General features: G+C 39.8%; 14 protein-coding genes. 6 read left to right on the top strand and 8 right to left on the bottom strand.

The genetic code is table 11. The features are described from left to right. Positions 1-186: 186 nt before the first annotated feature. Both JQC92_RS07455 and JQC92_RS07450 read left to right on the top strand, forming a co-directional pair. A complete protein-coding gene (locus tag JQC92_RS07455; protein ID WP_204999062.1) occupies positions 187-966 on the top strand; it encodes an SDR family NAD(P)-dependent oxidoreductase in 780 nt (259 codons plus the stop codon). After that, complete coding sequence (locus JQC92_RS07450) at positions 963-2,192, top strand: aminotransferase class I/II-fold pyridoxal phosphate-dependent enzyme (protein ID WP_204999061.1); 1,230 nt, start codon at positions 963-965, stop codon at positions 2,190-2,192. The genes JQC92_RS07455 and JQC92_RS07450 overlap by 4 nt, the downstream gene beginning before the upstream one ends. Positions 2,193-2,240: 48 nt before the next feature. Here JQC92_RS07450 and JQC92_RS07445 read toward each other — a convergent pair whose 3' ends face one another. From JQC92_RS07445 to JQC92_RS07415, 7 genes are all read right to left on the bottom strand, one after another. Continuing rightward, complete coding sequence (locus JQC92_RS07445) at positions 2,241-8,927, bottom strand: hypothetical protein (protein ID WP_204999060.1); 6,687 nt, start codon at positions 8,925-8,927, stop codon at positions 2,241-2,243. A gap of 216 nt (positions 8,928-9,143) precedes the next feature. After that, a complete protein-coding gene (locus JQC92_RS23145; RefSeq protein WP_420851304.1) occupies positions 9,144-9,380 on the bottom strand; it encodes a DUF3081 family protein in 237 nt (78 codons plus the stop codon). Between the two features lie 341 nt (positions 9,381-9,721). Continuing rightward, positions 9,722-10,015 carry a DUF6482 family protein gene (locus tag JQC92_RS07435; RefSeq protein ID WP_204999058.1) on the bottom strand — a complete coding sequence of 98 codons (294 nt, stop codon included), beginning with the start codon at positions 10,013-10,015 and terminating at the stop codon, positions 9,722-9,724. 147 nt (positions 10,016-10,162) lie between these two features. After that, positions 10,163-10,315, bottom strand: coding sequence for a HAMP domain-containing histidine kinase (locus tag JQC92_RS07430; protein WP_204999057.1), 153 nt, complete (start codon positions 10,313-10,315; stop codon positions 10,163-10,165). Positions 10,316-10,355: 40 nt separating this feature from the next. Beyond that, positions 10,356-10,694 carry a hypothetical protein gene (locus JQC92_RS23400; protein ID WP_476739465.1) on the bottom strand — a complete coding sequence of 113 codons (339 nt, stop codon included), beginning with the start codon at positions 10,692-10,694 and terminating at the stop codon, positions 10,356-10,358. Positions 10,695-10,790: 96 nt separating this feature from the next. Continuing rightward, a complete protein-coding gene (locus tag JQC92_RS23395; RefSeq protein WP_204999056.1) occupies positions 10,791-11,048 on the bottom strand; it encodes a TolC family protein in 258 nt (85 codons plus the stop codon). Between the two features lie 305 nt (positions 11,049-11,353). Then, the gene (locus tag JQC92_RS07415) at positions 11,354-12,397 is read right to left on the bottom strand and encodes an alkene reductase (protein ID WP_204999055.1); all 1,044 of its coding nucleotides are present in this window, start codon (positions 12,395-12,397) and stop codon (positions 11,354-11,356) included. A 65-nt stretch (positions 12,398-12,462) separates the two neighbouring features. Between JQC92_RS07415 and JQC92_RS07410 the strand changes: the two genes are divergently transcribed. Beyond that, on the top strand, positions 12,463-12,693 hold the full coding sequence (locus JQC92_RS07410; protein WP_204999054.1) for a hypothetical protein: 231 nt from the start codon (positions 12,463-12,465) through the stop codon (positions 12,691-12,693). A gap of 9 nt (positions 12,694-12,702) precedes the next feature. Here JQC92_RS07410 and JQC92_RS07405 read toward each other — a convergent pair whose 3' ends face one another. Then, positions 12,703-13,167 (bottom strand): cupin domain-containing protein, encoded by a 465-nt coding sequence (locus JQC92_RS07405; protein WP_204999053.1) that lies wholly within the window; start codon positions 13,165-13,167, stop codon positions 12,703-12,705. A gap of 159 nt (positions 13,168-13,326) precedes the next feature. Between JQC92_RS07405 and JQC92_RS07400 the strand changes: the two genes are divergently transcribed. From JQC92_RS07400 to JQC92_RS07390, 3 genes are all read left to right on the top strand, one after another. After that, positions 13,327-13,827: a VOC family protein gene (locus tag JQC92_RS07400; RefSeq protein ID WP_239480454.1), complete on the top strand. Its 501-nt coding sequence runs from the start codon at positions 13,327-13,329 to the stop codon at positions 13,825-13,827. Positions 13,828-14,370: 543 nt separating this feature from the next. Next, entirely contained in the window at positions 14,371-14,718 is a 348-nt protein-coding gene (locus tag JQC92_RS07395; protein ID WP_204999052.1) for a hypothetical protein, read from the top strand. A 139-nt stretch (positions 14,719-14,857) separates the two neighbouring features. Next, entirely contained in the window at positions 14,858-15,163 is a 306-nt protein-coding gene (locus tag JQC92_RS07390; protein ID WP_204999051.1) for a hypothetical protein, read from the top strand. Positions 15,164-15,290: the final 127 nt, after the last annotated feature.

Genomic DNA, 15,290 nt, shown 5'->3' with positions numbered 1-15,290 from the left:
TTTTTTTTCAGGTTGTTTTTGAAGCATGGGTTAATTTTGGTTCATAGCAAGACTATCTGAGATTATATAAAAATCACAATGATTCTGCCCGCAATAAGCCTTTCTACTTTTTTTTACTGTTACACCGAAGATTAAACCTCCTTCATATTTGTTACTGTGCCAAGGGAACCTGATATAACTCCTTATATGGAAAAGACACTTCTTATTACAGGTGCCACTCGCGGCATAGGTCTCGCAATCTTAAAACTCTTCTTAAGTAAGGGCTACTATGTTGTGGGTACGTACTACCGAAAACAAGAAATCGCCCAAAAGCTTGTTGCAGAATATGGTTCTCACCGTTTAGAGTTTCATCAGTTATTTCAAGGTAATCAGCATTCACACCAACAACTTATCAGTCAACTCGGTCGCAAAATTGATGTCCTTATTAATAATGCAGGGTTAGGCAGCAAAACGGTTGAGCAGGTCAGTAAAAACCAGTTTGAACAAGACCAAGCCTTATTGCACGTTAATGCTTTGGGGCCTCTTTGGCTTTGCCAAGCGCTCATTCCGTCAATGCTTGAGCGAGGTGGAAAAATTATTAATGTGGCTTCGGTTGGTGGTGGTATCACCCATTTTCCATCTTTTAGGTTAGCGGATGGTATGAGTAAAGCCGCAGTAACTTACATGACCAAGCAGTTAGCGAGTGAGCATGTTCATTCCAAGATTGATATTTTCGCAATCTGTCCAGGGGCGACCAATACCGATATGTTCAACGCTTCAACGTTGGCCTCTCTCTCTTATGAAGAAAGAGTACAATTTATTGCAAATCTAGCTAAAAAACGCCTCATTGAGCCCTCGGAAATTGCAAATTTGTGTCTATTCTTAGCAAGTGAGCAATCGCAAATTCTCCATGGCGCCATCATTGACGCTTCCATGGGGTTAGGTGTAGCACCAGAACTGGTATCAAAAAGGGAAAATACAACGTGATAGCGAACCGAGCAAGATATCTACTTTCACAGCCTTCAACGGTCATTGACCACCATTTTCAATGTATGCGTGACCCATTCCAACCACATTCTAATCCCAATGGATATCTTAACTTTGGAACAGCTGAAAACTATTTAATGGATTCAGAAATCCAGCTAAAGCTGACTGAGTGGCGCCAAAGTGAACAAGCCAATACAATTTCCAAACACTACATGAGTGTTCAAGGTATTGAGGAATTACGTGAAGCATTCAAAACCTACTTAGACAGATTTAACAATGTCATTGTAGATGACATTGACCAACTGACGCTGAGTACTGGTGCAGGCACAATCCTACATATGCTTAGCCATATTTTGTTAGATCCACAAGATTCAATGCTCACGATGGTTCCAGCTTACAGTGGTTTTTTTAAAGATATCGGCCCTACATTTGATGTAAACCTAGACGTGAGTAACTGTCTGACCGCTCAAGGCATCGACTTGGAAACTTTTGAAAGGGACATCAAACAAAGCCGTAACCTCAAAGCATTACTGATTAATCATCCTCATAACCCTACGGGTTATTTACTGACTGAATCAGAAATATCACAAATCATTAAACTGGCGAAAAAATATGATTTGGCGATCATCAGTGATGAAGTTTATGCAAACTCGGTATACGCCGAAGGTCAGTACATCAGCTTTCTTGATAAACGCTTCGATCACCTCGATCATCGCGAACATATTCATATGGTCTATGGCATAGCAAAAGATCTTTGTCTTTCAGGGTTTAAGCTCGGTTGTTTTCATTCAAAAAACCCTACTGTAAATCAAGCCATGGGGGCATTTGCTTTTTTTCACTCAGTAAGCTCAATTGCCCAAACTTGTACGGCTTACTTACTCAAAGACTTAAATTGGTGTCAGAAATTTATTCAAACTAATACAAAACGTCTGTTGCAAACACAACAACGTATCACCCATGAAATGCAAAAGCAGAGTATCGAGTTTTTCCCAGCCAAAGCAGGCATTTTTCTGTGGGCTGATTTCAGTAAAAGGTTTAACTTAGCGACATTAGAACAAGAACAAACATTTAATCTAAGGTTGTTTCAAGAAACAAAAATTAACCTTTCTTGTGGGCATAATTACTATTCAAGCCAAATTGGTAGACAACGAATCTGCTTTGCTAAAAGCACAGCTACGGTAGATGAGATGCTGCAGCGATTTAATGAATTCAGTGCTAAAAATTAAAAAAAAGCAGTGCGTTGCACTGCTTTTTCATTCAATGACTATCTAAAGCTAGTTACTAGAGTAAGAAATATTATCGATAAATGCGGCATCATCACCATCAGTAGCACTGCCATCTTTCCTATATATAAATTCAATAATATTTTCTCCAAACTCAACATTCACTGAATGAGTCTCCCAAACAGCATTAGTATCATTCACGGTTAGCACTCGATTACCATTAATATAAATATCTAACATATCACAGCAATTTTCTGCCGAAACTAAAGCATCAAAACTAAAGACACCAGCTTCGAGCAAGCCTTCGAATTTCAACGAACTAACCTGTGAATCATCAATGTCTCCGGATCTAATGCTATTGCTTCCTTCAGAAGCATCAGTATCCGTTCTCATCCAAGGTGCATCAGAGTCAGTATTTAACTTCCAGAATGATGACAATGTATCATCTTCAAAAGAATCCGAAAACGTTGTTAGAGGAATAGGTCTAGAATCAATATCTAATGGATCTGTGCTGTACTTATTGACCTCATCCCCATCACTGAAACCATCACTATCTGTATCTAATTGAAGAGGTTCTGTGCCATGTACGTTAACCTCGTCACCATCAGATAAACCGTCATTGTCAGTATCTGAAACAATTGGACTCGTTTGATGAGTATTGATCTCAGCATAGTCATTCAGTCCATCTTCATCTGTATCCACCATTAATGGGTTGGTTGATGCGAAGAACTCTTCCAAGTTGGTCAATTGATCGCCGTCATTATCGAGGCCTGCATCAGAAGCATCTTCATCTGACAATCCATACTTAGCCTCCCACCAATACGGTATTCTATCGCCATCACTGTCATATAAGTTGAGTGTTCGATAACTTACATCATTTCCGTTGCGATGGACGATTGTTGTTGCACTCAAGTTTTCTAAGACACCTAAAACAGGGTTTTCAAGAATTTCTGAGTAATCCACTTCAAAAGAATCTGAATTTAATAAATCCAGTCGCCAAACACCGTCATTCTCTCTAACGTTTATAAAATCAATATTCGTCGTCGATAAAAATTGGTATTGATTCTCAGCAGTTGCAGTTATTTCTCTAGACTCAATGTCATAGACTTCACCAGAACCAAGCATCACTTTACCCACAACTCCAGCAACTGAAATTGGGCTTATTAAATTATCGGCTAGATAATTTGAGTTACCGTTAGAGTCAATATTCCCCGTTGATTCATTAATACTCAAGTACCTGATATAACTTGGGGAATTACTATCTCGTAAATAATACAAGTGATTCCCAAAAGCATCCCAAGATGGATTTTTTGCCATATTAAAGCTTGAACGAGTGTCTTTTACTGAAGCGTCAGAACCATAAATTACCAGATTATTATGACCCGTCAGTCCTGCGTGAACGACTAAATAATTACCTGCTGGAACTAAACTCGTTACCGCAAATTGATGTTTTGCAAAATGAACTTCTTCTTGGTTACCAGAAATACCTAATGCATTTAAATCAATATACGTAACATCCCCTGTCGCATAACCAAGATATAGTCTTCGGTGTTCGTTTGAAACGGAAAGCGTAATGGGTGATTCCAATCCATTATATGTCGCTAGTTGAGCAACAATAGGGTCCCAATGGCCTAATGTCCCTCGAGTATTCCATCGATAAATTCGGTTGTTATCTGAGCTCAAGGCATAAACCATCCCGAATTCCGAAATATCAAAAGCATCTGGAATATAAGCAGGAATTGTCACACTGTAATTACACAAACCACCTTCGGTTGAATGAGTCGCTAACCAACAGCCAACGTCTTGATCAAATGCATCTAGAGCAAGCCCTGTTGTTGAATCATCTGCGCTATAGCCTTCATTCCAAGCATCAGGATAGCCGTCACGATCACTATCGACAGAGGCAGCGGGATCTGTCGGGAAAGCATCTTCAAGATTTGAAACGCCATCATTATCTAAATCATCGTTTGGTTCATAGAACTCAAAACCAAACCCACTCTCTTGTTGATTTACAACGACATTAACACTTTCACCTCGTAAGAAAGCTAATGGCTCTCCAGCATAATTGACAGACTCAACAATTTGTCCAGTGTGACTTGCATATCGATGAAGAGTGAAATCTCCTGTATTCGCCGTTAGACCAACAACATCCCCTGACGATAAGAAATCACCTGCATTAAACTCATCGACTGCTGACTGCCAGTTCAAACCTTCTTTATCTAAAATAGCGCCACTTGCAAACAGTATTGAATTTCCATCGTTTGAAATACGAATCGCCCCGCTTAAAGCAAATGATAATTGATATGGTGAGTTGAAGCTGGAGCTCATTTCACCATTATCTTGCGATATTTCACGATAGTTGACGTTACCTCGATCATCATAATCATAGTTATACAAACGATGATTAATCTCATCCCACGCATAGAAATCTGAAGAACTGCCATGGTAAGCAGAACTCACTACTTGCCCTTCGCTATCAAGAACTTTTGCTTCACTACTGTAATTAGTATTTGTTAAAGCAAATAAATAGTTTCCTGCTTGCCCTAGCCCTCTAATTTCATAGTCGAACTCAACGAATGTATGGTTTTGATCAAATGTATCTTGTTCAAGATAGGTGATTTCTCCTGACTCATAGCCAAGATACACACGTTGCTGTTGTTTAGAATAAGTAAAATGTTCAGGTAGAAAATCACCATACCACTTAGTTAAGTTGACATTCAAAGGCGACAAGTAGGCTTCTAGCGCTGAAGACCAACGGTATATTTTGCCAGCGTCTTGATCGAACAAGTAAACTTGGTCATCGGTATTAATAGCAACAGCACTCGGCGTGAAAACCGGCATAGTTGCAGCATAATCACATTCACCACTTCCATTATCGTGCTCAGATAACCAACAGGCTGAGTCATTGATAAATGCATCAAGCACTAACTCAGATGTAGAATCTTCTTCGCCTGCACCCACATTCCACGCATCAGGGTAACCGTCACTGTCTGTGTCTATCGAAGCAGAGCTATCTAACGGAAATGCATCTAATGCATTATTTACCGTATCTCCATCAGAGTCGTCACTAAAATTCAGTATTTCTAGCGATAATTGACCATCATTTTGGCTGATCAAAACTTGATGTTCATTAGTAGAAACTAAATCAAGCAATGTGCCTGTGAATTGACGTTGCTCAATCAATTTACGGTCATCACGACGACGCTCTAGTGAAAAGCTGTCTTCTGAAACAGACGTATTAAATTGGACCAACTCATTGTTTTCTAACCAAGCTATTTCTGTAAGCGCCTCGATCTGACCTGATGGTTGCAATCGATTAACGTCCAGTACTGTACCCGTTCCAAGCACAACTTCTTGACCATCATTGACAACTTTAATTGGTCCTGTGATGCCACCATCACCATCGATATAATTTGAGCTTCCTGAATTAGTAAATGTTGAAGTATCAAGATCAATGTCCAAGTATTGAACATATCTAGAATAATCATAATCTTGGAGATAGAACAATCGATTATTGACGGCATTCCAAACAACTTCTCTTGGATTGTAACCGTTCCAAACACTGAGCTGCTCACCTTGTTGGTTAAGCAACTTAAACGCTTGGTCTTCAACGACAACGATAAGCTCTCCAGCATCGAGTAAATGTGATGCTGCTTGACTTCTCAAAGCAAAAAAGTGTTCCGTGGTCTCCCCTAACGGTACATGGGTGAGTATGCCTGATTCGTAAGATATATAGACTCGCTGATGTGCATTCGAAAAATAAGCCGTTACAGGTGATCTATCTTCTGAGCCATAGACTCTGCCTAAAACGATAGGGTTAATATAGTTTTGAGTCACTGTTGACCATCGATAAAGTCGATCATGTTCTCGACTCAGCAAATAGACAACACCGGCGTTATCACCAAAACTTAAATCCGGTGTAAACTCAGGAACCGAAGCGGCAAAGTCACACTGGCCATTACCGTCATCGTGGCTTGCCAACCAACAAGCAGAATCATTAACAAATACATCAAGCGTCAAACCGGTTGTCGAGTTTTCTGCGGTATAACCAACATTCCATTCATCAGGGTAGCCATCGTTATCACTATCTATTGAGGCTGCTGGATCACTTGGGAAAGCATCTTCAATATTTGCAACACCATCTCCATCACTGTCGTTATTGACAACATATTTATTGAAAACAATTTGATCATCAATTTGGCTAATAATTACAGGCTGCTCTCCTGCTTTGACAAAATTAATATAACTACCTGAAAAGCTTGTTTGTTCTAGGGGTCTATTCAGAGCATCTAAACGTCTCAAAGTTACTGCATCTTGCTGCTGAGAAAGTAAATTTACCTCTCCCTCACTGAGCCAGAAACCGTCAATAATATCGGCATATTCTTGAGTAACGCTGTAATCATCTAGCTCATATACCGTACCACTTCCGACAAGCAATTTTTGAGCATTTACAGATAAACGAAGAGCACCTCTGTATACGTGTCTGTAGTCGTAATCCAAGCTTCCACGATCACTAATAGTGCCACTAGTTTGATCGATTTGAATATACCTTGGGCTTTCTGAGCCGCCTCTGTAATACAAATGATTGCTCGATTGATCCCAGACACTATATTCAAAGCGATCAGAGTTGGTTTCTGTCGATGTAATTGCACCATTTCTATCAATAATCTGCCTATTTTGGCTGTAATTTTCACCTTCTTTTACAACTATAAAGTTTCCAGCATTGACCATTTTTTCAATAGACTGTGAAAGCTTAATAAAAGGTTGCTCGGCTCCAGAAAGGGTGTTAATTGGCAGGAAGTTAATTTCACCGGTGCTATAACCTAAATATAAGCGCCCATGATTTGAAGAAGCTTCTATAGTAAATGGATTTATATCAGCATCGAAATAGTCCATTCCGACTTTAGCAGGAGCGACATATTGTTCAGATTCAGAAGACCATCGGTGAACCACTTTATTTGAGTTCGAATATAAATAAACAACCCCATTACTATCAGCAAAAGTAATTTCTGGAAGGTAATCCGTCATAGTAGCGGTGAAATCACAGGAGCTGTCTGTTGCTGCATGCTCAGCACTCCAACATACGTAATCTTGAGGGAAAGCATCCAGTGTTAACTGTGAAGTTGAATCTGTTTCTGTATATCCGTCATTCCACGCATCTGGATAACCATCATTATCTGAATCAACGGATGCTGAAACATCATTCGGGAAATTATCAGTATTATTTTCTATTCCGTCACCATCAACATCATCTAAAAGTTCATATTGAGTCAATTGGAATGAATTAATTGCATTGGTGATTACTATGTAATGGCTTTCTGCTTTAAGTAGAGCAATCGGTGCACCGTCTACCATTTTTCTTTCAATAATTTGATGCTTTGAGCTCCAACGAGACAACTCAGTATTTCCAGCATCATACTTTAAGGTGATTAACTCACTATTTTCAGAGTTAATATAATTAGAAATAACAACTTCACCATTTGAGACAAGCTTTAAACTTTCTTGAGTTCTCAATCTCTCGTTTGCCAACATTAAATCATTTTCTAATAAAATGACTGGCGAAGATCTCGTTTCTGAATTCTCACCATAATCAACATACAAGTCATTATTCTCAAAATCAAAGTTCAACTTATAAACGCGACTTTGATCATAAGATTCAGAAGATATGTACAAAATATCTTCACTAGAATCCCAAGCATAGTAATCTATACTTCCAGAAAAATAGAATATTCCTAAATCGTCACCAGATGCTGAGTATCGATATAAACGATAATTGTCATGCACCAGTAGGTTATTCTTCTGAATCATTAAGCGTGTAATATTCGAGTCTAACGTTTTAAATAAATGATCTTCCCCTTGGGCATCAACATATCGAACTTCATTAAAATCTTTATATGCATAATAAGTACGTTGTTGCGATTCAGAGTAAACAGCATCAACGATTTCGTTTTCGCCTTCAGTCGATACAATTTCAGAAAAATGTGCCGTTGAAGCATCATAAGACAATAGCTTTCTCTGCAACGGAGAGAAAATTAACAACGCATTCTGATCCGTTCGAATCAGCTGAGACTCTGCTGCATCTTGCTTAAATACGGTAAAATAACAATCTTGACCATTACCATCTGTTTCCGCATAACAAATCGCATTTTCAGGATAAAAGTCTGCATTATTACCTACACCATCGTTATCATTATCAGCCGTTTCAGTCGGATCTAACGGGAATAGATCTTCGTCATCATTAACTCCATCTCCATCGTCATCCTCATCGGCATTGTTACCAATTCCATCACCATCAGTATCAACTGATTCAGAATCATCGAGTGGAAACGCATCATCACTGTCTGTGACACCGTCATTATCGTCATCGTCGTCGGCATTATTTCCGATACCGTCACCGTCAGTATCAACCGATTCGGCAGCGTCGAGTGGAAAGGCATCATCACTATCGGCTACGCCGTCTCCGTCATCATCTTCATCGGCATTGTTTCCGATGCCATCACCATCGGTATCAATCGATTCTGATGCATCAAGTGGAAAGGCATCATCATTGTCAGCAACACCATCGTTATCATCATCAGTATCAGAGGAATCAGGTATACCATCACCATCGGTATCCGTTTCAACGATAGGTGCTGGATCTGGTTTAGGCTTACTATCTCCACCGCCACCACCACAGGCCGTTAACATGAAGAAAGACAACAGTATAAGAATAGCTTTGAAAGATAAGAAGCGATTCATTCCGTAAAATCCCTTTTATTATTTTAAAATTCGGGCAGGATGAACTAGGAGTATTTTCCTAAGATAAAAAGAAAGGACATCAATAACTTCCTTAATAGTGACAGTAACATCCAAGTGTTTTATTTTCAGCACACCATTTTAAGCAACAAATCATTAACATTCAACACATACTGCTAAATTGAGTATCCGATATACCAATAACTTTTGTACTAATAACTAGTTACTAACAAGCTGACTGATTTTTTTCATAAACAAATCAAAATCATGATGTGAGGAGTAGTCGAAGTGATATTTTCCATGAAAAAGCAATGTTAATGTGGCATTGCCATACTGCAGATAACACGTATAACCATCAAAATCTGTCCAGGCTTTGAACCCTTTAAAAGAATATACGCTTTGGTGTTTTTCTCCGTGAGTACGGACTAGATTGAATACGTTGAGACAGTGTTTCACATCAATTTGATTTTCCACGATGTCCACCTAAAAGATTGTATGGGTATGTATACCCATGATACCTGAAGATGCATGTTTCAGGACTTTCTCAGCGCCAATTCTTTGAGGCGCATTAGCGAAGGAATATCGGGATTCTTTCGAGCTAATGTAACAAAGAAGAATTGGCGCTGAGAAGCCCACGAAGTGCGAGTTGCACAGCGTGTTACTCTGTGTTGCCAGTGCTAACAATAGCTCACTATTGCCGCACACTATCGCCTTGATTAACAAGCTGTGCATTCTCGCTGAAATCGAGCATCTTCAGGTATCATGGGTATAGAAACATACTCTTAATCCAAATCAAATTACAATGTCTCTAGTGTCACAACAGTATTTGATTCTTGCAGCCCTACCATTTCATCGTATGGTGTTTGCATTTCAACTAATACTTTTTTCATGCCTTGCTCCCTGAGTGCTTTTTTAGCTTGATCCAGTGAGGTGCGGAACAATGGCCTCTTTGCATCCTCAGAAAACACATTGTAAAACATACCTGATTCATCTTTCGCTCCAACTAAGTAGTGAAAGCAATCGGCGGTACAGATTATCGCTGGAACTAACCTTCTCGCTTGCAAACTTTGCTCAGTAATTCCTTTTAACATGGCGAACTCCTCTAGTGGTCAACACTCATGCATACGAGTTACCTAGTTTGTGAGATCATTTTTTGAATTAAGCGTTAGATAGACCTCGTGCACACCATCGACGTGACAAGAGTTTAATCGCCAATTAAATCGCTCCACAATTTGTTTTTACAGCTTTAGCCCTAAACCGAAGCTCACATCATTGGACTCTCCATCATCACAAAGCGTATTTCGAATGGTTATGTTTGATTGCGATTGGCTGATTTCAATCACCCCTTCGTTACAATGTTGGTAAGCATTTCGGATCAGGTTTTGTAGCAATGTCTACATCCAGCTCAACCGTTTGCGCATTAATGAAGGCCTAACGCAAATCAGGGCGACGAGCAAGATCTTGTTGCGGTAATGCCGCCAGAGGAGTTAACACTTCAGGGAAAGTCGTCATTGGCGTTGCGGTTACTGTTTTTCCACCTAACGTGCTATTCAGACTGCGTAATACTTGTTGATAACTTTCTTTATATTGCGCCAATGTTGCGTGGGCACTTTGTGTCGAACTGCGTGCCGTGTCTAAGTCTTCTAATGAGCCCAACCCTTTTCGATAGCGTTCAAGAATGGTCGCTTCGTTTTGCTGAAGTATGCTCACGTTATTCGCTTCAATTTCAATCAGCTGGTTTTGTTGGATCAGTTGTAACCAGCTCCGCATGATTGAAGCGGCAAGTAAGTCTTTTGAATATTGCTCAGCAAAGACTTGATTTTGAGTATTAAGCTGCGCTTTTGTAGCACTATCCCAATGTTTACCTCAAATATCAGCTTCCCAACTGACGGTGAGATTTGCGTTATAGCTTTCGTCACTGGACTCCGCTTTATTGCCTTGCAGTGAGACATTGGCTTGCGGCCAGGATACGGAATTAACTGAAGTTTGCGCTTTTTGTGCAATCTGCATCGCAAGTTTTGCCTGTTTCACATCAGGGTAGTGTTCAAGACCCGTTTGAATCAAGCGTGTAAGCTCAGGTGCTGAAATAATATCGGTCAACAAGCTGACATGTTGCGCTTGCACTTGTGTTTGTTTCCACGCTTCGATGCGTTGCTGTTGCTCTGCGGCTTTGAATCCCTTATCGACATATCACCTCCTCTTATGAGAATGTCAGCGATTTTGCCGTAGGATATAAAAGCAGCCGTTAATTATGCGTTAAGAAATGTGTTAAACATTGAGTAAAGATCACAATTTATTGTTTTGAATATCCATAAATTGAGTTTCAAGGAAACCTTACTTCAATACCCAACTCAAACTGAATATCCAAACAAAAAAAGCCATCAAAATGATGGCCGAAAGAGGGGGGGGAAATAGTGATGAAAGGTAATTTAGTTAAGCGTTGCCAACATTTCTTCAGAATATGGCGTAACCTCAATACCTTGCTTAACTTTTGAGATGTAATCAGGATTAGCAATAAATGGACGCCCTATCGCCAGTAAATCAAAGCGATCTTTCGTGATAGCGTCACTGCCTGTTTCAGCGCTGTAACCGCCGACACCGACCAAGGTTTTTGTGTAGTGTTTGCGAACAAAGTCGGTTGCATTGCCACCTAAATCATCAAAACTCATGCTATCGTCGAACAACCCTAAATGAAGATAAGCTAAGTTCCGTTTGTTTAATTCTGGCAATAAATATTCGAAAACGGCTTTATCTCGTGGATCTGACGCGATATTAAAATACGCCGCAGGTGATACACGTAGGGCAGTTCTATCTTGCCCAATGGCCGCAATCACTGCATCAACCACTTGTAGTGGGAATCGAGCCATATTTTCTGGGCTACCACCGTACTCGTCATCACGCACATTTGAATCATGATGTAAGAATTGATCAATGAGATAACCATTTGCACCGTGGAGCTCTACCCCGTCAAAACCAGCTTCAATGGCATTTTCAGCAGCTTTAGTGTAATCAAGCACCAGCTGTGCTATTTCATCTTTCGAGACAGGCTTTGGCATTTGATAGGTCAGCTCTCGCGTTCTTGATAGATTGCCTTCTAACTGTCTCGCTGAAGGAGCGAGCACATGCTCACCACCAAAAAAATACGTATGTGCTACACGACCTGTGTGCCACAGTTGTAGGAAGATTTTGCCACCTGCTTGATGCACAGCATCCGTCACATTACGCCAACCTTGAATTTGTGCTTGAGTGAAAATACCCGGCGTATTCGGATAGCCCTGAGCATCAGGGCGAATTATCGTCGCTTCCGAGATAATTAACCCCGTCTCCGCTCGCTTAGCATAGTAATCAACCATTTGTTGCGTCGGCACTAAGTCATCGTCAGCCATGCAGCGTGTAAGCGGAGCCATCAAAATACGGTTTTGTAATTCAAGACTGTCATTGAGACGAAACGGTTGAAACAAATTCGTGGTCATAGGGCTATCTCTTTTTTGAATGTTTGTTCAAGATAAAGTAACTTGGGCTTGCAGAGCAAGACCCTTTGATTGAAGAAACCTTGCTCAATAATATGAAACATTGGCAACAAGGGTTTGTCGACTTATTTGAACAAGCATTGAAAAATGGTGAAATCAGCGCTGAACGCACACCTGAGCAGCGTGCTCGCTGTATCGTGCTGGGTATTTATGGTTTAAAAACTTATTCACAAATGGAGTCATCAGCTGATGTGTTATCAGAATTGGCGCAACAGCTTTTTGATGACGCCACCCGATAACAATACCAATTATTTAAACCGAGCCTGCGTGTTCCTGTCATCAACAATATCTGACACCGTTAAGACCGCAGGCTTATCGCTTCGATTCACAACCCAATGAGTGACCCCCTTCTTTTCTAAAAGAATGTCATCCGTTTTATGAACAATATGCTTGGTGCAATTCAGTTGATATTCAACAAGCTGGCCTTTGGTGACTCTTGCTATTGCCGGACGTTGATTATGATCGTGTAAAGGTACATAGCCACCCGGCTGGAAAATGATATTACGTAGCCTTAAACGGCGACCATCCAAATGTGGCGCTTCATTTTTCAAACTATAACTTGCGAGTTCTTCAGTAGAAATTAAATGCCCTTTGGTCGGTGGCGTAGGAGAGGTGAGTTTCCCAACTGCACCTTCTGGACATTCTCCAGCCAATGTTATCGATGAGAAAAGCAATACAAAATTAGCTAATAAAAAACGGGACATTGAAGTCATGTTTGTTACCTCCTGAACAATTAATATTTGATACTCTCAATTCAAAAAGTAGCTTCAAAGTACGAAAAAAACTAATTTATTCTTAAAAACCTCAACCAGCTTGAATGATTACTCAAAAAAGTAGGGTCATCTTTAAAAATCACCCACATAAATCAATCTATGCGCTTACTCACATCATCTATTTTGATGGCTACATCAGCCTTATTTTTCTCGAACACCATCAATGCTATGACCCCAGCTTTTCCACCAAAAGCCACTAAAGTGATGACACAAGGTCTTAACCACTTAGGGTTAACCGTAAAGAACCTTGATGCCAGTACAGATTTTTTTGTGAATACGTTAGGTTGGAACAACGTCGGTGGTTACCCTGACTATCCATCGGCTTTCGTTATTGACGGCAAGTTGTTTTTAACCTTATGGCAAACCAAAGCTGATAAACCAACGGTTAACTTTGATCGCAAGCACAATGTCGGCTTACATCATTTGGCGCTCACGGTGGCTTCTTTAGAAGATTTACATCAACTGCATGAAATGTTTTTACGAACTAAAGACGTTGTGATTGAATTTGCGCCTGAGCCGAACAATGGTGGCCCGACAATTCATATGATGATTCGAGAGCCAAGTGACAATCGCATTGAGTTTGCCTATCGACCAAAATAGTTCTTTTAACCAAGAAAACTCAGTTGGGTACGTTCTTAAGCGCAGAAAAAATTATCGTTAGCAAGGCAGAGAGCGTGCAGCAAGTAGTTATTCTACTTGCAAATGTTCTAACGCAGATAACGGCAATTTGGGCCAGCTTGTGAGCGTAGAGCAATTCACCCAAGAGGTAATAACATTAAATCCACACTAAACGACGAAGAGCCTTATTTTCTTTCATAAGTTTAAAAAATGATTTAGCGTTCAACTGAGTTTTTTAGGTGAAAAGAACACTCAGCTTAAATCATTAGTTTGAACTTCATAATTAACTGAAAATCTAAAAAATCTCATGGTTATTTATACAGCAATTGAAAAATGCCTCCTTTCCACCGGAAAAAAGGATTAATTCCCGCTTTCACTCACGAAGTATTTTTATTGGTATTCTGTTAGTGATTGAAATAATGAGGTTATTCATGTTAATTTGGTTACATTAAAAAATAGAAAAGGAAATGGTCTGATGTGTAAAAGCAGGATTTTTTCCTTCTAATAAGCTGTTAGGTGTACTAGATGGAATTAAGTAAACAAGAACAATTCGATTTACTTGAAAAATTCAATGTTTATGAACTTCAGCAAAAATTTGGTTGGGAAGAGCTTTATGACGTTTTCAGCATAAGCCCTGAAGAGTATATTAACTGGGAAGTTAAACAACCGATCAACCCCAGTGTTAGAAGGAAAAAAGAGACATTTGATGGATTTTATTTTATAGATGTTAACGGTAAATACGAGGTTTACTGGCAAGAACGTGGCATCATAAATGGATTGGAAGTATTTAGCGAGTATAGCTCTGCACGCAAAACTCTAGCCAAGGGAAGCATTCCATATTTTTTGTATAAAAAACACAGAATACATAAATAGTTGAAAAGTACACCTAACAAGCGCTTAAACAAGGACAAATACTGTTTGGCTCCTACGCTGCGCTTCGGATTTTAGCCAACCAGCATTTGCCTGTTAAGCGGGCGTTAGGTTTGCAATCAATAACCGAGGTTTTGTCAGGATGACTACCAAAAATAAATATCTTATCTTTTTCACTTCGCTTGTAATTATCGTAGCTGTAACAAGTGCCGTATTTTGGGAGTTCGCTAGACAAGAGGTTTACTACCTATGTGGTAATTTTTCGTCTGGTGAAAAAAAATCTGGTGTTATTCGGCAGCTAAATACTGCAAACTTATCTGAGTATAGCCAGAGCGTTACAGAGTCTGGTTCAAAAATCACTTTTAGTAGTAAGCTTAATTTTCATATTTATCAGTGTACTATTGAGCTAGATAAAAATAATAAGGTAGTAAGTGCAACTTACACATAAACCTAATCGGGTAGCCGAGGGTCTCTAACCCTCAGCCCCCACACCACCCTGCATGCGGCTCCGCACAGGGCGGTTCATTTAGCTCCTCTTTAAAGGGTAATGTACAGCTATCCATCCTTCTTTAAGT

The organism is Parashewanella hymeniacidonis (assembly GCF_016900895.1).
Classification (GTDB): Bacteria; Pseudomonadota; Gammaproteobacteria; order Enterobacterales; family Shewanellaceae; genus Parashewanella; species Parashewanella hymeniacidonis.
This window is presented reverse-complemented; position numbering and strand designations above follow the sequence as displayed.

Excerpts from the sequence above, each read along its gene's own strand:
- JQC92_RS07455 (WP_204999062.1), top strand. The coding sequence starts at position 187 with ATGGAAAAGACACTTCTTATTACAGGTGCCACTCGCGGCATAGGTCTC.
- JQC92_RS07445 (WP_204999060.1), bottom strand. The coding sequence starts at position 8,927 with ATGAATCGCTTCTTATCTTTCAAAGCTATTCTTATACTGTTGTCTTTC.
- JQC92_RS07435 (WP_204999058.1), bottom strand. The coding sequence starts at position 10,015 with ATGTTAAAAGGAATTACTGAGCAAAGTTTGCAAGCGAGAAGGTTAGTT.
- JQC92_RS23400 (WP_476739465.1), bottom strand. The coding sequence starts at position 10,694 with ATGCGGAGCTGGTTACAACTGATCCAACAAAACCAGCTGATTGAAATT.
- JQC92_RS07415 (WP_204999055.1), bottom strand. The coding sequence starts at position 12,397 with ATGACCACGAATTTGTTTCAACCGTTTCGTCTCAATGACAGTCTTGAA.
- JQC92_RS07405 (WP_204999053.1), bottom strand. The coding sequence starts at position 13,167 with ATGACTTCAATGTCCCGTTTTTTATTAGCTAATTTTGTATTGCTTTTC.
- JQC92_RS07400 (WP_239480454.1), top strand. The coding sequence starts at position 13,327 with ATGCGCTTACTCACATCATCTATTTTGATGGCTACATCAGCCTTATTT.
- JQC92_RS07395 (WP_204999052.1), top strand. The coding sequence starts at position 14,371 with ATGGAATTAAGTAAACAAGAACAATTCGATTTACTTGAAAAATTCAAT.
- JQC92_RS07390 (WP_204999051.1), top strand. The coding sequence starts at position 14,858 with ATGACTACCAAAAATAAATATCTTATCTTTTTCACTTCGCTTGTAATT.